Genomic DNA, 16,850 nt, shown 5'->3' on the forward strand with positions numbered 1-16,850 from the left:
ACCCCGAAAATAAAAATCAAAGCATGTCAAACTTAAAACTAAAGAGCTCAATTGTATTGTTTCTCTAATTTTGGATAAAAGGCATGGTGATTGATATAAAATAAATTCAAAACTATTCTAATTTCACCAATGCGCAAAAAAGATAGAGATATTGCATAAAAAATGATCTTAAGTCAAGCGATATTTACTTCAAAGATTCAGGAGTTAAGCCATTTCTTTAATCTCTGCTTAGGTTTATTCTTAGGCGCGGAATAGCTTAACATGGAAAGAATATGAATCTAGATGAGTTACTAACTCTAGCAATAAAAAGAAAGGCCTCTGACTTACATTTATCCGCCGGTTTGCCGCCCATCCTACGCATTGATGGGGATTTACATACACTTCAATTAGTTAGTTTACAGCAAGAAAATTTGCTAGTATTTATGCAAGAAATAATGAATAAAGAACAGCAAAACATTTTTCAAAAACAGCTTGAAATCGATTTTGCCTTGCAATTTAATGAACTTTACCGATTAAGAGTTAATATTTTTACGCAAAACCGAGGCCTAAGCCTAGTATTTCGTATTATTCCTTCAACAATTAAGACAATTGATGAGTTAGCTTTTCCGAGTATTTTTAAGAAAATTGCTTCCTATACGAATGGACTTGTTTTAGTGACTGGGCCTTGTGGTTCAGGCAAAAGTACAACTGTGGCGGCACTCATTGATTATATTAATTCCCACCAAAATAAACATATCATCACAATAGAAGATCCCATCGAATTTGTACATTCAAGCCACCATTGCCTGATTCATCAACGTGAAGTTTATCGAGATACGCATAGTTTTGCATTAGCACTTCGTTCTGTTTTGCGTGAAGATCCGAATATTATTATGCTTGGTGAATTACGAGATTATGAAACAATCCGGCTTGCTATAACGGCTGCTGAAACGGGTCATCTGGTGATTGCAACCTTGCATACAGATTCTGCAACAAAAGCGGTTAATCGCATTATTGATGTGTTTCCTGGCGAGGAAAAATTAACCATTCGAACGCTATTGTCTGAATCTTTACAAGCGGTTATTGCGCAAAGCCTATTGAGGAAAAACGGGGGCGGACGTATTGCCGCCTGTGAAATTATGATTTGCACCCCTGCGATACGCAATTTAATTCGTGAAAATAAAATTGCGCAAATCTATTCTTCTATACAAACAGGCCAAACAGTGGGTATGCAAACCCTAGAGCAGCATTTAGTAAAATTGAGAGCGGCTGGGATTGTTGCAGAAGAAGAGCTGAGCTAGGTTCAGCACCAAGGCTGGAATTGTCATCGAGAAATAACTTAGGGCAAAATTCTAATGCAGCACTGAACTTGGTTGTTTTGTTTCGCCATTCACAGCCGACTTACCCGATTTAACAATAAGCAAAATTCCAGCGCTACCTGCTAAACCAACTGTTGCTAAGATCATCGGCAATACTGCACCGACATGAGCGATTATACCGGTGAAAACTGAGGTTAATCCAAAGCAAAGAGCCATAACAGAACCGGTTACCCCCATAACCCAGCCTTGCTCATTTTGACTTACTTGATTGGAAAAGATGGTAAGTAATACCGAATAAGCAACGGATAGGCTTATGCCAATCAACAGTGCTGCAACCCACGCTACCCATTCTTCATTAATCAGCAAAGTGGCTAAGACGAAAACAGCCGTTAAAGTTAAACCAATGATCACTATTGGCTCAAAGGTATAACGTTTAGTGCAAAAATTAACGATATAACCGCAGCCAAGGCTAAATCCAAGTCCCATTACTGCGAGGAAAAAAGAATTTTGCATAGTTGAATAGTGATAGATTTGCGATAAGTACATTGAAATAAACGAAAAATAATTCGACCAACCGAAAATCATAACCAGCAATACGATAGAATATTTTTTTATTGCATCATGTTTAAAAGCAGAAATAAAAATATGCATCGCATGATGCCATTGAATAGTGATTTTATTGCTGGTTTTAGCGAAGGTTTCTTGAAACGACCATTGAAGTAAAAAGGCGTTTAATAAAGATAAAGCAGCAGCAAAATACATAGGTGTTTCAAAATTAAACCAAGAAACTATGCGGCTGTCAGAGAGTAATCCGCCAAAAATAGGGCCGAAAACAAAGCCAAGGGAGACCGACAGCAGGATAAGTCCAATGTTTTGTGCTTTATGTTCTTCAGGACTAATATCGACTATTGCTGCTTGAGCAATAGGCTGACTACCTGAGGTAAAACCGGCAATGATTCGGCCTAAAATCAGTAACCAAAAATTATGATAAAGGATAGCCATCGCAGATATTGAATAGCCTAAAAAAGCACCGATCAGGCAGATCATGAGTGATTTTTTGCGCCCTACATTATCCGATAAATCACCAAGAATTGCAGCACCAAAAAACCAACAGATCATAAAAATACCGATGGTTAATCCATAATAAAAATCACGTAGACCTAGACTGATATCGAGGGGCAAAAAGCCAGCTTGTGGATCAATCAAAATAGTATTTAATATAGGAAATAATAACCCTAATCCCATGCCATCAATAAATAATACGAGAAAAAGAGGAAACATGGATGCTAGTGATTTTTCTTTGTACATGATTTTAAACCTAAAATGCAGTGCTTAGATAGTAATATTAACTACCTAATTTGACAAATATATTTATTCAAGAATTACTAAAATTAGACATAGTGTGGAATGGATTTATATAATCTTCTTCAAGGGGGATTCCTCGGCCAAAAAGCGTAGTATCTGGCTGCCTAAAATCCAGGAATTTTCTATCGCTAATCCGTAGTAGATCTGATTGACGTAATTCTTCTAAAGCCGTTTGGCCGGTTTCAATGGTATCATTTACCCAATCTTCGTCTATTTTAAAAGAAAATCCGATGACATGACGAACAATATCTGCAAGAACAATTTGACCGGCCCATTCCCCTATTTGATTACGAGATTTGCCTACTAGTGCCTCATGTGAGGTGGGAAGCAGCCAACTGGAATTTTTATGAACATATTGCTTGTCGTTGAGTGTATAAGTTGTATTTCTAGTAGTATCAATTAGGCCGCTGAAGAAGGGGGTATTGATCTGACATCGTTCGGGTAAATACTTCAGAACCGATTCCCAGGCGTTGAGATTACCAGTGTCGGACAGATAATTGTGTACGCTTATATTGACAGGGACATTTTGTTTGCCTTTGCGGTCTGTGAAAAAATATCGCCACCGGTCAGTGGGGCCACCTAAAACCGTATCAATCAAATGAAGTTGAATTGCTTCTATCTCAATTTCACAGCGCATCGATTTTTTCTCAAGCCATTCCTGCATTTGGGTAAGAACAAAACCCCCACGGCTCCAACCTATCCCGCAAATCACTAAAGTTTCATCGGCTTCTTTGGCTTCTTCGGCATGATATATTATGAACTGCTTTATTTTTTCAAGACTGGCAGACACTCCATTACGACCGATATGACCATCGACAAGAGCACCAATTGATTTGAATAGAGAACCGTTTTCTTCTGTAATATCGGTTCCTGGACCGTCAAGAATGAGTGTATGTTCTTCTTCGCTGCGTTTAGCTAATTGACTGATAAAATTATTGGGATCATACATTAGCCAAGTCGCCATATTGCTGAGGGAAAAAAAACCAAAATACCCCGATTTATTCGGTTTTTTCTCGGTGACAGAAATTGAGCCATTGGCAAGGATAAGAATTTTTCTAACTTTACTCATAATTAGTTCTACTGATTACATAAATGATAATTATAGGTCAATTTGTTTTTTTGTTGATCAATAAGATGTTTTTCTACTTAGTTATCGCTTATTGATCCCAATTTAGGTTGGTTGTGCTTGCAATGCATTGTTACATGTGTTTTTGCAGATTTGCACTCTCCTTTATTTTAATTAGCAATACCACAGACTTGACAGGATTGATAAAATCCAACGATAGCAAATTTATCTTTTGCAAGACGAATTAATTCTTGTTTCTCTGCCTCCCATTCGCTTTCCTTTTTCCCTTGAAGGATTGCAGTTTTTTTAAAGGCTTCATGCCCATCAAGTAATTTCTTTTTTTGCTCATAAGTACTAAGCAAAGGCTGCACAAGCTTAAGATCCTTAATAGTGAAACCGGATTTTTTCATCCAATAAAAAAGTTTCATCCCAAAATCACCATCTCGCTGAGTACCTTCTTTCTCTTCTCTGGGAGAAGATATTTGCTCTCGGTTATGTTGCAAAACCTTAGAAGGAGGATAGGAAAACGCAGCACTCATGATACCTTCTTCAGCAATGTACAGGCCTCCTTTGTTTAGGAGTTGATGAAAAAGACGAATCGCAAGTCTTGGACTATGCAGATGATGAAGAACAAAACGGCAATAAATTAAATCAAAGGTTTCATTAAGTGAATCAAGTTCATAGACAGAAACGGGTTTAAAACGGATGTTTTTATCGCCCTGTTGCTGGCAATAACGCTCAGCACGTGCTAATTGCTGAGGGCTGATATCAATAGATACTACCTGCCCTTGAGCACCTACAGAGCCAGCGAGATAATGGGTAATTATTCCTGAGCCACTTCCTACATCCAAGACGCGCATGCCGGGTTGAATTCCATTCGCCGCAATAAAAGACTTTGTTGTGGGGTTAAATGACATATCCAGGATGTCATAATCTAACCCTTCATCCGGTACTTCAAATTCGTACTGCTCTTGATGTTGTACATCCATATGACCTCTGTCAGGCAAAGCTATTTTATTTAAATATATACAATTTGCTGTCAATTGCGAGAAGAAGATGAGCTTGTAAAGCATATCAATATGCATAAACAACTGTCATTATAACGGCAAATCCTTATCGTTTTCTTAGGTTAATCGTAGTAGGGTAAGATAATAGCCATACAGCTTTGTTCATCAGGAAAGATAAGACGGGGCTCACAGTCTGGTGTTTGTAATAAGGTTGTGCATGCCAGCTTATTATAATTGAAACAATAATAAGTCATCGCTTTGATTATATAGCAATTGGTATAAGGGGGGCAGGCCGAGTAATAATATCTATGATGTCTGCTATAACTTAAAGAGCTGAAGGAAAAAAGGCAAGCGCATATAATAGCCCTCAACAGCCAACCCTTTGTTTTTCCTATAAAACAATTAGCGAATTCGGTCATTATTATTCCATTTATTGATTGACTTGCTTAAAGAAAGTATTGGATTTAATTCGTGATTTAGCAAGTATTTAAAGAGAGGGCTGCTTTTCCGCATGACCCAATTGTCATCCCTGTTTAATTGTTATGCCTGGGAGGGCAGGGCTGACAACAACTACCAGCTTCCTGCTTAATCACTGAGATTCGCTACAAGGCACCCGATTCGCTAGAATTATTGCAGGCTATACTTTTTTCAGATTCGCTAAACTTATATCTAGGAGCCGATATGTGGCAGATTTTTTTGGGATTCTTACCCTGGATCCTATTCTCAGCACTTTATGGCAAATCACGGGAAGAAATTGTTTTGACGTTGGCCATCAGCTCCATTGTATTACTAGCCACCGAATGGCGACAGCTTCTCAAAGGGTTTATTTTAAGTTGGGGAACACTGCTATTTTTTTTCTTATTCTATGTATTCACAATAGTTTTTCGAATCGATTGGATGGTGCAAAATGCCTGGATGCTGTCTAATGCATTCTTAGCGCTAATCATTTGGTTTTCTTTAGTGATTGGTAAGCCTTTTACTATCCAATATGCTTATGGGCAAACTCCTAAACAAATCTGGAATACTCCCGGATTTTGGCAAGTAAATAGAAAGCTCAGTCTAATGTGGGGCCTTATCTTAACCTTTTCTACTGCTTTATATTTAATTTCTTGGGGCACGACTAAGGCAGAGCAAATTATCTACCAAGTTCTTGTGTATGGGCCGATAACTCTGGGATTTTATTTTTCCAATAAATATCCAACGTGGTATCGTGAGCAACAAATAAAAAAGCGTTTGCAAGCCAATCCCTATTTACAAAATAATTTTGCTCCAATTCATGAGGAGAGTGATTTTGAAAATTTACTAGTTAAGGGAGAAATTCCTAAGAATCTGCGTGGTGCTTATATGCGTAACGGTTCTAATCCCGCATTTGATCCAATCTCTTACACGTATCCTATCGACGGAGATGGGATGATTCATGCGATGTATTTTGAGGAGAAGCTCCATTATCGCAATCGCTATGTCAAAACTAAAGGCTTATTACTCGAACAGAAATATGGTCGTGCAATTTATGGCGGGATTGCAATGCCCATTCCTCCTGATCCTAAATTAATTGGTCCTAATGATGATCAAGGTCCGTTTAAAAATGGCGCATTCATTCATATTATTAAACATGCTCAACGGTATTTAGCAATGTGGGAAGGGGGACCTGCCTATGAGATGGATCATGATTTAAATACGATTGAAGAATGGCATCCTGGAACCACCAAGCCGCTGCATGTAGGCCCGCATACCCGTCTGGATCCTGATACCAATGATTTATATTTGATTAACTATGATTTGGAACCACCCTTTTTAACTTATCATCGAGTTAATTCGGAAGGGAATTTAGTTGAATCCAGGATCATTGACAAGACCTATAGCAGTATGATGCATGATTTTGTGATGACGACAAATTACCTAGTCTTTTTTGATTGCCCCGCCATCTTTAATCTTGATGCTGTTGAGCAGGGAGGTAGTGTTTTGCAATGGCGCCCCGAGTTAGGCAGCAACATTGCTATTGTTGCGCGGCATGATAAAGATAAACCCATCCTATGGCTCAAAACGGAAGCATTTTTTGTATTTCATTTTGCTAATGCCTATGAAGAAGAAAATAAAATTATCGTGGATTATGCACGTCATCACTCTTTAAAATTTGGAGTGACAAACAAGGAAACTGGGGATGATAAACCTCCAAGAATGGTGCGCATGGAAATCGATTTACAAACAAAAACACTGCGAGAAATTCCTCTGGCGGACTATATAGCTGAATTTCCAACCTTCAATATCCATTTTACTGGCAAATCCTACCAATTTATTTATGCGCCAACGCGAACAAAGGCAGAGGATATTTTAACTTACGATGCGTTGGTGAAATATGATTTAGCAACTAAAACAACCGCAATTCAAGATTTCAGCGGGCAATATCAAATAGGCGAAGCGGTATTTGCACCTAAGCCGAATGCACAAGAAGAAGATGAGGGGTACTTGCTTCTTTTTGCTTATGATAAAAAGCGAAACGCTAGCGATTTCCTAATTCTTAATGCAAAAGAGATTGAAAAGCCGCCAATAGCGACTATCCGATTGCCAAGACGAGTCCCTCATGGCTTGCATGGCTCTTGGTTTCCTGCACCAAAGCTAGACTAAATTTTGCATGATTGTTATTATTTCGAGCACTATTGCAATTAAATAATCAAATTATGGCCTATTTAACCATTGAAGAAGAAGAAAGATTTGCGAGCTGGCTTAACGATACAACGAATCCTGCTACCCAATTGTTAGCTGAATTCAAGGATGTGTCTGAGATTAGGAGTTTGCAGGATTTAGAACGATTAACTGTTCAAGTTCAAGTTTTTTTTGATTACATAAGAAACATCATTTATAAAAATCTTAATCAAAGTCCAGAATTACCCCAAGCTGTTGAGCTGCAAGAACATAAGGTTACAGCGGAAGAAATTATTTTGTTTACGGCTTTTTGTTTAGTGCAGAGTGGAATTAGTCGTCGTTATTATCAAAAAATGATGCATTATTGCCAATACGTGGTCAGTCAAGGCAGTAAAAAGTATAACAATAAGATTCATTTAGAATCTGTACTGACTTATCTAGACGAACAAAATTGCGTGGTTGATGATGTAGTTGCTGATGAGTCAGATTTTGCACTCAATGAAAAGCTTTGTTTTTTACAAGAACTATTCACTCCTGCAGATGCGGCGCTAGAGTATTTAAGAGACGAGATACCTCCTTATGTTTCAGAAATAGTATTACCCGAATTTGAAATTTTTCTTCTTTTATTAAAACGAGAAGTTAGTCATGCAGAAAGAGAAAGCTTTGCTCAAGAGGATTTGCAGCAAAAAATAAATTTTAAAATGGGTCAATTGCCCTCTTTGTTAGAGCAGTTGATTATCCATAATCTGGGGCCAAATATTTCGATCCATTCAGCGAACCAGCGTAAAAGGTATATTGAGCAGTTTAAAGATGAGACTTTAAACACTTATTCACAGATGCCCGAAGAGGTGAAAGCTAGTTTTTATAACTTTATTGGCCAAATGCATGGCGCTGTTGACGCTTGTCTTCAACAGTTTTCTATTAAAAAATTTGCTAATAACTTACTTGAGCCACTGGATAGATTTCCCGAGAATAAAAGCGAGCAATTAAGTTCATTTAAAGCCTTATTTCTCGGTGAAGCAGAACGCTTATTTAGACTGGGTTATACTGCTGCGAAAATAGGGAATGACTTAGAAAAAATCGTTGTAAAAATAACTCAGCATGCTAAGAGTTGTCTAGATGAAGATGATCCCTTAGCTAAGAAGGAGAAGCTCGATTTTTTCGACCATATAATAAACAATGCAATACAGATCCTTAAAACAAGAGCAATACTCGATCCCTTTGAATCAGCACTTCAAATGCAAGGTCTAGAGCTCTCTTTAACTTTAAAAACAAAATTAACCCATGTTTATGAGTCTTTAAGTGAAGAAATTGAGGCGCATTTAGCTGAATCAGAGCCAGAGGTTCTAAGACAACGATATGGTGTTTGCATCGCCGAGCTTGCTGTTTTGACCCAAAAAATGGGCAATCCAACCCTTCCTAGAGAAAGAAAATTAGATACTATTAATAGCTTGAAAAATCATATTGAAACCCAACACTCAATTTTTTCAGCAAAAATGGTTTATACTTTACGTTCTTTGATAGGTGTAGCCTTAACTAGTTGTTTGCTTGATAAATTAGAGGCGGCAGTGGGGTTTTTTAGCTCCCAATTCTGCAACAATATTGATCAAACAATGAAGTCAGTAGTGAATGAGTGTAGTACCGAGTTATCCTTGAGTTAAGGAGTCATTATAAAGAAGATCTAGTTGTTCAAATAGCGGACAAACTCATTTTTTACCTCCGATTCAAATCCACTTACACCGTGAAGGTTTGAAAATTCAGCTTTGATTTTCTGACATCTAGACTATTTTTATAAAAAAAGGTCTCTACTAAAAAAGTAGAGACCTTAAGTTTTAGTGTTGTCTAAATTGATTGCGGAACTTGTCTACAGCTCTTTCAGCTTCATCTCTGCCGTAGCCATAATGCTTTTGTAATTTACCATAAATTTCTTGATGATTACCTTCAATTTGTTTCAGATCATCATCAGTCATCCAACCCCAAGCTTGCTTCATTTTACCTTTTAATTCGTTCCAATTTCCCTCAAAAATTTCTCTGTTCATGTTGAACTCCTTGATTTATAGATTTATTCCCTTAAGAAAGAAATATAATTGACAAGTTAATTGCAACTATATTTCCGTAATATTAAAAGTAGTAGAAAATTTTAATATTGCAAAAACTCTCTTGTTCTTAATTAATAAATTAGCCCTAATCTACCTTTAAATATTATCTATACTATTAAATAGTTTTTATTGGAGAGATAAATGATGAAGGAGCAATATCAAAAGGATAATTCTGAAAATGGCAAGAACGTAAAGGGAATTAGAGTTAGCATTGCTGAAGTCAATGCTGATAGTCCAGATCCTATCATACCGGGAGAGGGAAATCGGAATTTTGATGATCCTGTTACCTCGAATAAGGAAGAGTTTTCTGATCAAATGGAATGATCAATTGGAGAATCATAATGAATCATCCTAATAAAGAAGATTTTACTAACAAAATAATTTTTGAACTCGCAATCAAATATCCAGAAGTGCTAAGAGATTACATTAAAATCGAAATAATAAACATTGAGGAACTGAGTAAGAAATTTATCATTGTTGATGGAGAATGGCGGCTTACTTCAGGGCAATGAGAATTCACTGGGATAAATCATAATATTTATTCAAATTTTCATATAAATTAATCGGTTATTGCTGTGGGTTGAGCCAATATTTACCTTCCATCTTGATAAATTAGTCCAATATTCTATAGTTAATTTAGTAATATAAATCCATTGGATAAGGATATCTTATGAACGCCATTGATTTTTTAGTTAAAGAACATAATCGAGTAAGAAAAATATTAGAAAATATTAGTGATGAATCGCATCGTTATAAAACAAAAAGAAAGATGTTTGAAACCTTAGGAAATGATCTTGTACGCCATGAAGCGATGGAGCATGACGTATGGTATCCCCATCTTAGAAATGATCTGGAATTAAATGAAGAAATTAAACATCTTTTGAAAGAAGAAAATTATGCAGAAAGAGAGATAGAACGCCTCTCAGAAATCAAAACAGAAGCAATTTGGGAAGAGCATTTCGCGAAATTTAAAAAAGATGTTGAGCACCATGCCAGGGAAGAGGAAATGCAACTTTTTCCTGAAGTTAAAAAATTATTGAGTAGGGGGGAGTTAGAGCAGATCGGGACTGAAATGTATCATTTTAAGCAAAATTATCACAGACCTCATTAAAAGAACTTTAACAGGGAGTGAAAAGTGAGATTAATCGGCGCTTTTATTATTGCTCTTCTATTTTTTGGATCAAACTCAATTTTTGCAGAGAAAATCTTAATATTAGCGCCGCCTACTAGTGGCGGTTTGAATTGCCGCGCCATCTATGACGATGCTGCATCGCCTAAGTCAACCACTACTATTGTCGCTTCATCACAATTCCACTGTGCAAACAAAGGGGGATTGCGTGTGATACATGGAATATATGGCGATGAAAAACAACCGCAGGGAGTCCTATTATCCTGTGTGGGCGACACTTCTGAAAGAGTGCTGTTTGCATGCTATTTTCCTAAAAATTAATGAAAAATTGCTTGCTCTTTGATATCTAAACCTTAGGAGTAACAGTCTCAGCTTCATTAAAGGTTGATTTTGCAACTTTCTTAGAAACCCACTCATCAATAATTGATTTTAAGCTGCCATTGAGCAGATAACCTGAAAATTTTATTCTTGTTGTTGGACATATAAAATCGCTGTCCCCCCGCTCTTTTGCTTTGTCCATATGGGCATCTATCGATGCTTTATCAAATGACTTTTTAGTATTGAGATCATGGGGGTTGAAATTAACCGGAACGAGAATAACTGGATCTACCATAATACTTAGTGATATTGGGCAGATAAAATCTTCTGGAATCTTATTTAGAGGGAAATTTGCGCTGACTAAACGCTGTTCATGTATATTTAAATCTTCTTTATTTCCTTGTGGATCATTAAAAAAACTTAATCTTTGGCGATTCACAATAGTTTGAACTACTGCCATAGCAATTAGACCTAACATTAGATAGATGAGTATAGATAGAATATCGCGATTATTCTCAGTGCTTTTTTCAGTAAGATCCTTGATAAAATCAAACAAGTTAAACAAAAGTTCCAATTCCTTTGGTAGTGGTGGTGTACTCATTTTTTTCTTCACTAAATATAAAGATAAGATCCCTACCTTATACAAGCTGAGTTTTTTTTGCAATATTTAACAGCTGTAAATCTGCCTAATAGTTAAACAAATATCGTTTATAATGAAAGTAATTTGGTATCACTTCATAAGGAATTATTGGGCTGATAAGGTTTGCTTTAACCTGATTAAGCTAAATTAAAATTATGCCTAAGCTCAGTGACTGGTTAATACCAAAACCTGCAGGTCTTTTCTGTGTTCCAGGTGGTTTTTTTATCGATCCCATAGGTTGTGTAGAAAGGGCGGTCATAACTCATGCGCATAATGATCATGCTCGTCCAGGGCATGACAAGGTTTTGGCTACCCCGGAAACTATTGCAATTATGCAACTTCGTCTTGGTAATCAGTCCTGCAGCCAATGGCAAAATTTGCCTTATCATCAATCAATAAAAATTAATCAAGTTAAATTAAGCTTTATCCCTGCGGGCCATATTTTGGGCAGCAGCCAAGTAGTGATTGAGTATGGTAAACAACGTTTAATTATTTCTGGTGATTATAAACGTGTTTATGATCCTACTTGCAGGGCTTTTGAAGCTAGAGTCTGTGATTTTTTTGTCACAGAGGCGACTTTTGGCCTACCCATTTTTAAACATCCACCTATCGAAGACGAACTTAAGAAATTACTCGTATCTGTAGAAAAATCTCCGCTCTGTCATATGATTGCTGTTTACCCACTAGGAAAATGTCAGAGAGTGATTAAAACGCTGCGTCAATTAAATTATTGCGCCCCCATTTATGTACATGGTGCTTTGCTCAATCTTTGTCAGCTTTATGAAAGTTATGGTATTCAATTAGGCGAATTGCGCTCTGCGCTTAGTTTAGATAAGCAGAGTGCCAAGAAGAAAATCGTTCTATGTCCGCCGGGCGAGTTGCATAGTCGATGGACAAGACGCTTTGGTGAAATGATTAGGGCTAATGCGTCGGGATGGATGCAAATTCGTGCCCGTGCCAAGCAAAAAAATATTGATTTGCCGTTGATTGTTTCTGACCATGCCGATTGGTTTGAGCTGTTACAAACGATTGAAGAAGTCAACCCTGAAGAAATTTGGGTTACTCATGGCTTAGAAGATGCCCTTGTCCATGCGGCTAAGCTTAAAGGCTTTAAAGCCAAGGCTTTAAGATTGCTTGGCAAAGAAGAAAGAGAGGATTGAGAATGAAAAAATTTGCTCAATTACTTGATCGCCTTTATTTTTCTTATCGACACAAAACCAAGTTAAATTTATTACACGATTTCTTTAAGTCTACAGCCGATCCAGAACGTGGATATGCTCTGGCAATTATGGCGGATACCTTAGAGTTCCCTACCTTCAATCGTGAGTTAATTAGAGAATTAATTCATCAGCGAATTGATCCCTTTTTATTTGAGTTATCGTTGGATTATGTCGGTGATCTTTCCGAAACTATCGCTTTGCTTTGGCCCCAAAAACAAGAATCTAAGTTACCTAGTCTTACAGAAATAGTAACCATTTTTCAGCAACTATCTAAAACTGAAATGGCGTCTTTTTTAGCTGAATTATTGAACCAATCTAATAAAATTGAGCGCTGGGCCTTATTAAAAATAGGGACGGGAAATTTGAGGGTTGGTGTTTCGGCGCGGTTTTTAAAAAAGGCTCTGGCATGTTATGGACAGGTAAATGTCTTGGAGATAGAACAGGTCTGGCATAATATAAAGCCGCCTTATCTTGAATTATTTGCCTGGTTAGAAGGGAAAAGTTCAATTCCTCATAGCTTTGATGCTAATTTTTTTCATCCTGTTATGCTATCTCACCCTCTGAAAGAAAAAGATCTCGCCCTAATTAAGCCTGAAGATTTTTATGCAGAATACAAATACGATGGCATTCGGGTGCAGCTCGTTTGCACTTCCGAATCTAAAGCCTTGTATTCCCGCAGTGGAGATAACATCAGCCAATCATTTCCTGATGTTTTACAGGAGGTTAATGAGCCGGCGGTTTTGGATGGCGAGCTTGTTATTCAAAGTCAAAATCGTATCGGCAGTTTTAACGATTTGCAAAAAAGATTAAATCGTAAAAAGCCCAGCAAGAAAATTCTTCAGGAACAACCTGCGGCAATTATTTTGTATGATCTTCTTGAAGAGCAAACTCAAGATTTACGCAGTTTTTCGCTGGTTGATAGGAGAAAAAGACTGGAAGCTTGGTTTAGAAATTACCGTCCTTCGAATATGTTGCTCTCGGAACTTTTATTTTTTGATTCACTCCAGAGTTTATTAGAGCTAAAGCAAAAAGCAATTATTAAACAAGAGGTTGCTGTCGAAGGTTTGATGTTAAAACGTAAAAATAGTCTCTATATTGCTGGTAGACCTTTGGGTCTTTGGTTCAAATGGAAGAGAGAGCCACGATTAATCGATGCCGTTTTAATGTACGCACAACGTGGTCATGGCAAGCGCTCTTCTTTTTATTCAGATTATACTTTTGGACTTTGGCGAGCTGAGGAATTGGTTCCTATTGGTAAAGCTTATTTTGGTTTTACTGATGAAGAATTATATCAACTTGATAAATGGATCCGTTATCATACCTTGAATCATTTTGGCCCGGTTAGGGAAGTAGAAAAAGCACTGGTTTTTGAGATTGCTTTTGATGCGGTGAACTATTCTTCTCGCCATAAATCAGGTGTGGCTTTGCGTTTTCCCCGTATCAATCGAGTGCGTTGGGACAAGCCTGCCAATGAAGCAGACAAACTTGAAAACCTTATTGCTCTCATTAGAGGGGGAATCCCTTCGGCCTGAGGAGGCCACAGCCCGAACAGTTTGCTATGCCGGGCAAGCTGCTGGGCCGTGGAAGTAGAAACCTCATTATTTAGATTAAAAAAGGAATGATTTTATAAGGTACAAGCTCACAGTATTTATTCCAATCTTGACCATATTTTTTAGCGCAGCGCTTATCATCACGAAAGGCACGATCAAGCAGAAGAATGCTTAGGAAGCAAACATAAAAATAAGGAGAGAAATGAGTAAAAAGCGCTGGAACTGACCAAAAAAAGGCACTTGTTATTTCCGGGATATAATGAAAATGCCTTGAAATTCCCCACCAGCCTGAAGCAAGGAGGATAGAGCTTTTGGTATCTCCTTTAAGTGTTTTATAGTGAGTTAACAAAATAGTCGGTTTTCTACCCCAAATTTTACAATTACCTTCGGTTTCTCTAACCAGCATCCGTTGCTTATCGGCTAAGTAATTAATAAGGACGCTAATCACTCCGAGAACCGAAATAATCCACGCTAAAGCCGTGCTTAGCTGTACGGGATGAAGCACAAGATACATGCCGGGTGAGGTATAAACGCAGGGAACCCAAACTAAGCAGCCCCAACAAATATAAAATCCTGCGCGGTCATGCATAATATCCAAAGAGCGTAGATAACCTTTTTCCCAGAGAAAAAATTTAGCGACATATAAACCTTGCAAAGCAACTGAAATTACCATCGAATTAGCTAATCCGCTTAATTCTGCCTGCTTAGCACAATAAGAAATAAGAAACAGTCCCCAGCTCATCATGCCAAATCGCGAGGTGATAAATTGTTTAATGTGCCAGCCAAAAACTTGTGGATATAATTCAGTTCCCCAATAGTAGTCAAATAAAATGTTTTTGGTGGTACTTGCATCACTCGTTGAAGGAAAGAAGCGGCCTTTAAGATATAACAAAACACAGAACAAAAGGCTAAAAATATTGAGCGCACCAAAAATACTACCTAGGTTGTCGTAGAGAATAGTGGCAGGAAATAACTGTAATCCAAAAGAAGCCAAGCAAAAAATTGCAATGGTGATAACAAAGGCTAAAAATCCATTTTCCTTATAAAGAGGCATATACCCTTTTGCCGTAGGTGGCCCGTAGAATTTTTTCCCAGGCAGTATGCGCATTAAAATGAGTTCAAAGACGATAAAACAGGCAATCATGCTCCATGCAACGCTCGAGCCCCAAAAATAGGGTTGCCATATTTTATATACCGTAGTAACAATCCCTTCTTCGTTGATTAGATTCCATAAGGCATAGAAAGAACCATCTAATTGTGTATTCGTGTACCACATCAGCATGACAAAGGGAGGACAAACTAACATGAGAATGAGAGGTCCTAGGTTATTTCTGAGATTTGTCCACATAGCGTATCCTTACTTTTATTTAGGTCCAAAAAATAATCCATTAAGATCAAAAACTAAAACCTGGCACAAATTTCAATACCCAAATCCTAGCTAACCTAAGTTAGAAACGATAACTTAGGCGAGCTGTGACTGAGTAAAGAAAAGGGAAATAGGAGTCAGTCGGACTTAACTGAGATTCTCCATAACCTGCTGTATAATTTCCACCAATTTCCGCCATGATATGTGTACCTAAGCGATAATTGATTCCAACCCCGAACGTGGGGCTGGCCCGCCAATTTTTCTCGAGGATATCACTGCGATGCACTCCGGCAATGCCCGCACTAGAATAGATTCTAAAAGCACTATTTAAGATGGGTAACATAATTTTACCCATTAAATTTATTGTTTCTGTTCTGGTACGAAGTGTGACTAAGTCATTGTTATTAAAACTAAAAAGACTTTCAGGATCGAAGAAAACATCGGCTTTAGGAAAATGCATATAGCTTGCTTCTAACGCAAAAGCAGGAATAAATTCATAACCAGCTAACACTCCCCATACGCCACCGCCTTCTGTGACATGAATGGGGGTGGATAAATTGAGGGCTAAGTTCTGATTTTCCTTTGTTGGTACTAATCCTCTCCAAGTCGTCGAACCATAACCGCCAAGTAAACCTATATAGAATGCTCGATTGAAAGAAACAGACTGACTTTCACCACTATGTCCCAATAACGGATGCAACGATAAAAACAACAAACTACAGAATTTTAGCTTTTTAAAAATCACCACAGAACCCTTTATCTTTTAAACATTCATAGTAGTACATCTGCTACCATTCGAACTGCAAATTCTACTTTGAGAATCCATACCGCCATAAAGATAGCAGCGCCAATTATCCAGACAATCTTGTTGGCTTGTATATTTTTGAGAACGGCAGGCGTTTTCCAATGTTGAATAGATAACGACCATTCGTAAATAAATCTCATCTACATTCTGGCACAATCCAGCAGGTAATCCTGAGGAAGTACAATAACAGCGGGCAGCAGTTTTAAACGATTCGCAAAAACGGGGACTATTTGTAACTTCTGCTTTAGGACAAGATGAGAAAGCGAAAGTGGAAAAGGCAAGAAAATAAGTAGTAGCCGCTAGACATATTTTTTTAATCATATTATTCCCTTAAATTATTGAAT

General features: G+C 37.6%; 17 protein-coding genes. 9 read left to right on the plus strand and 8 right to left on the minus strand.

The genetic code is table 11. From position 1 onward, the window contains the following. The first annotated feature begins 272 nt into the window (after window positions 1-272). Window positions 273-1,280, plus strand: coding sequence for a type IV pilus twitching motility protein PilT (locus Lnau_RS03955; protein WP_058503851.1), 1,008 nt, complete (start codon window positions 273-275; stop codon window positions 1,278-1,280). A 51-nt stretch (window positions 1,281-1,331) separates the two neighbouring features. Here the strand turns inward: Lnau_RS03955 and Lnau_RS03960 are convergent, their stop codons facing one another. The 3 genes from Lnau_RS03960 to Lnau_RS03970 form a co-directional block, all read right to left on the minus strand. Beyond that, window positions 1,332-2,606: an MFS transporter gene (locus Lnau_RS03960; RefSeq protein ID WP_058503852.1), complete on the minus strand. Its 1,275-nt coding sequence runs from the start codon at window positions 2,604-2,606 to the stop codon at window positions 1,332-1,334. A 67-nt stretch (window positions 2,607-2,673) separates the two neighbouring features. Continuing rightward, complete coding sequence (locus Lnau_RS03965; RefSeq protein WP_058503853.1) at window positions 2,674-3,732, minus strand: hypothetical protein; 1,059 nt, start codon at window positions 3,730-3,732, stop codon at window positions 2,674-2,676. 167 nt (window positions 3,733-3,899) lie between these two features. Beyond that, window positions 3,900-4,718 (minus strand): class I SAM-dependent methyltransferase, encoded by an 819-nt coding sequence (locus Lnau_RS03970; RefSeq protein WP_162263177.1) that lies wholly within the window; start codon window positions 4,716-4,718, stop codon window positions 3,900-3,902. 699 nt (window positions 4,719-5,417) lie between these two features. Between Lnau_RS03970 and Lnau_RS03980 the strand changes: the two genes are divergently transcribed. Further along, on the plus strand, window positions 5,418-7,361 hold the full coding sequence (locus Lnau_RS03980; RefSeq protein ID WP_058503856.1) for a carotenoid oxygenase family protein: 1,944 nt from the start codon (window positions 5,418-5,420) through the stop codon (window positions 7,359-7,361). Window positions 7,362-7,393: 32 nt separating this feature from the next. After that, window positions 7,394-9,040, plus strand: a complete 1,647-nt coding sequence (locus tag Lnau_RS03985) for a hypothetical protein (RefSeq protein WP_162263178.1) — start codon at window positions 7,394-7,396, stop codon at window positions 9,038-9,040. Between the two features lie 171 nt (window positions 9,041-9,211). Here the strand turns inward: Lnau_RS03985 and Lnau_RS03990 are convergent, their stop codons facing one another. Then, entirely contained in the window at window positions 9,212-9,418 is a 207-nt protein-coding gene (locus Lnau_RS03990; RefSeq protein WP_058503858.1) for a CsbD family protein, read from the minus strand. Between the two features lie 201 nt (window positions 9,419-9,619). Here Lnau_RS03990 and Lnau_RS03995 point away from each other — a divergent pair, with 201 nt between their 5' ends. The 4 genes from Lnau_RS03995 (at window position 9,620) to Lnau_RS04010 (ending at window position 10,928) form a co-directional block, all read left to right on the plus strand. Next, entirely contained in the window at window positions 9,620-9,802 is a 183-nt protein-coding gene (locus tag Lnau_RS03995; RefSeq protein ID WP_058503859.1) for a hypothetical protein, read from the plus strand. A gap of 17 nt (window positions 9,803-9,819) precedes the next feature. Further along, window positions 9,820-9,990 (plus strand): hypothetical protein, encoded by a 171-nt coding sequence (locus Lnau_RS04000; protein WP_157070623.1) that lies wholly within the window; start codon window positions 9,820-9,822, stop codon window positions 9,988-9,990. A 158-nt stretch (window positions 9,991-10,148) separates the two neighbouring features. After that, a complete protein-coding gene (locus tag Lnau_RS04005) occupies window positions 10,149-10,589 on the plus strand; it encodes a hemerythrin domain-containing protein (RefSeq protein ID WP_058503861.1) in 441 nt (146 codons plus the stop codon). A gap of 24 nt (window positions 10,590-10,613) precedes the next feature. Continuing rightward, window positions 10,614-10,928 (plus strand): hypothetical protein, encoded by a 315-nt coding sequence (locus Lnau_RS04010; RefSeq protein WP_058503862.1) that lies wholly within the window; start codon window positions 10,614-10,616, stop codon window positions 10,926-10,928. A gap of 25 nt (window positions 10,929-10,953) precedes the next feature. On the opposite strand, the gene Lnau_RS04015 is transcribed toward Lnau_RS04010, so the two are convergent. Next, entirely contained in the window at window positions 10,954-11,526 is a 573-nt protein-coding gene (locus Lnau_RS04015) for a U-box domain-containing protein (RefSeq protein WP_058503863.1), read from the minus strand. A 194-nt stretch (window positions 11,527-11,720) separates the two neighbouring features. Here Lnau_RS04015 and Lnau_RS04020 point away from each other — a divergent pair, with 194 nt between their 5' ends. Both Lnau_RS04020 and Lnau_RS04025 read left to right on the plus strand, forming a co-directional pair. Next, window positions 11,721-12,725 (plus strand): ligase-associated DNA damage response exonuclease, encoded by a 1,005-nt coding sequence (locus tag Lnau_RS04020; protein ID WP_058503864.1) that lies wholly within the window; start codon window positions 11,721-11,723, stop codon window positions 12,723-12,725. A 2-nt stretch (window positions 12,726-12,727) separates the two neighbouring features. Further along, window positions 12,728-14,317: a cisplatin damage response ATP-dependent DNA ligase gene (locus tag Lnau_RS04025; protein WP_058503865.1), complete on the plus strand. Its 1,590-nt coding sequence runs from the start codon at window positions 12,728-12,730 to the stop codon at window positions 14,315-14,317. 70 nt (window positions 14,318-14,387) lie between these two features. Here the strand turns inward: Lnau_RS04025 and Lnau_RS04030 are convergent, their stop codons facing one another. The 3 genes from Lnau_RS04030 to Lnau_RS16090 form a co-directional block, all read right to left on the minus strand. Further along, window positions 14,388-15,683: a phosphatidylethanolamine N-methyltransferase family domain-containing protein gene (locus Lnau_RS04030; protein ID WP_058503866.1), complete on the minus strand. Its 1,296-nt coding sequence runs from the start codon at window positions 15,681-15,683 to the stop codon at window positions 14,388-14,390. Window positions 15,684-15,783: 100 nt separating this feature from the next. After that, on the minus strand, window positions 15,784-16,446 hold the full coding sequence (locus Lnau_RS04035; RefSeq protein WP_058503867.1) for an outer membrane beta-barrel protein: 663 nt from the start codon (window positions 16,444-16,446) through the stop codon (window positions 15,784-15,786). An 18-nt stretch (window positions 16,447-16,464) separates the two neighbouring features. Continuing rightward, window positions 16,465-16,827, minus strand: coding sequence for a hypothetical protein (locus Lnau_RS16090; protein WP_083503769.1), 363 nt, complete (start codon window positions 16,825-16,827; stop codon window positions 16,465-16,467). Between the last annotated feature and the right edge of the window lie 23 nt (window positions 16,828-16,850).

This window comes from Legionella nautarum, assembly GCF_001467895.1.
Classification (GTDB): Bacteria; Pseudomonadota; Gammaproteobacteria; order Legionellales; family Legionellaceae; genus Tatlockia; species Tatlockia nautarum.

What these genes read in the sequence shown, in the direction of transcription:
- Lnau_RS16090 (WP_083503769.1), bottom strand. Translation starts at nt 16,827, where the DNA reads ATGATTAAAAAAATATGTCTAGCGGCTACTACTTATTTTCTTGCCTTT.
- Lnau_RS03955 (WP_058503851.1), top strand. Translation starts at nt 273, where the DNA reads ATGAATCTAGATGAGTTACTAACTCTAGCAATAAAAAGAAAGGCCTCT.
- Lnau_RS03995 (WP_058503859.1), top strand. Translation starts at nt 9,620, where the DNA reads ATGATGAAGGAGCAATATCAAAAGGATAATTCTGAAAATGGCAAGAAC.
- Lnau_RS03965 (WP_058503853.1), bottom strand. Translation starts at nt 3,732, where the DNA reads ATGAGTAAAGTTAGAAAAATTCTTATCCTTGCCAATGGCTCAATTTCT.
- Lnau_RS04000 (WP_157070623.1), top strand. Translation starts at nt 9,820, where the DNA reads ATGAATCATCCTAATAAAGAAGATTTTACTAACAAAATAATTTTTGAA.
- Lnau_RS04005 (WP_058503861.1), top strand. Translation starts at nt 10,149, where the DNA reads ATGAACGCCATTGATTTTTTAGTTAAAGAACATAATCGAGTAAGAAAA.
- Lnau_RS04020 (WP_058503864.1), top strand. Translation starts at nt 11,721, where the DNA reads ATGCCTAAGCTCAGTGACTGGTTAATACCAAAACCTGCAGGTCTTTTC.
- Lnau_RS04025 (WP_058503865.1), top strand. Translation starts at nt 12,728, where the DNA reads ATGAAAAAATTTGCTCAATTACTTGATCGCCTTTATTTTTCTTATCGA.
- Lnau_RS03980 (WP_058503856.1), top strand. Translation starts at nt 5,418, where the DNA reads ATGTGGCAGATTTTTTTGGGATTCTTACCCTGGATCCTATTCTCAGCA.
- Lnau_RS03970 (WP_162263177.1), bottom strand. Translation starts at nt 4,718, where the DNA reads ATGGATGTACAACATCAAGAGCAGTACGAATTTGAAGTACCGGATGAA.
- Lnau_RS04015 (WP_058503863.1), bottom strand. Translation starts at nt 11,526, where the DNA reads ATGAGTACACCACCACTACCAAAGGAATTGGAACTTTTGTTTAACTTG.
- Lnau_RS03960 (WP_058503852.1), bottom strand. Translation starts at nt 2,606, where the DNA reads ATGTACAAAGAAAAATCACTAGCATCCATGTTTCCTCTTTTTCTCGTA.
- Lnau_RS03990 (WP_058503858.1), bottom strand. Translation starts at nt 9,418, where the DNA reads ATGAACAGAGAAATTTTTGAGGGAAATTGGAACGAATTAAAAGGTAAA.
- Lnau_RS04030 (WP_058503866.1), bottom strand. Translation starts at nt 15,683, where the DNA reads ATGTGGACAAATCTCAGAAATAACCTAGGACCTCTCATTCTCATGTTA.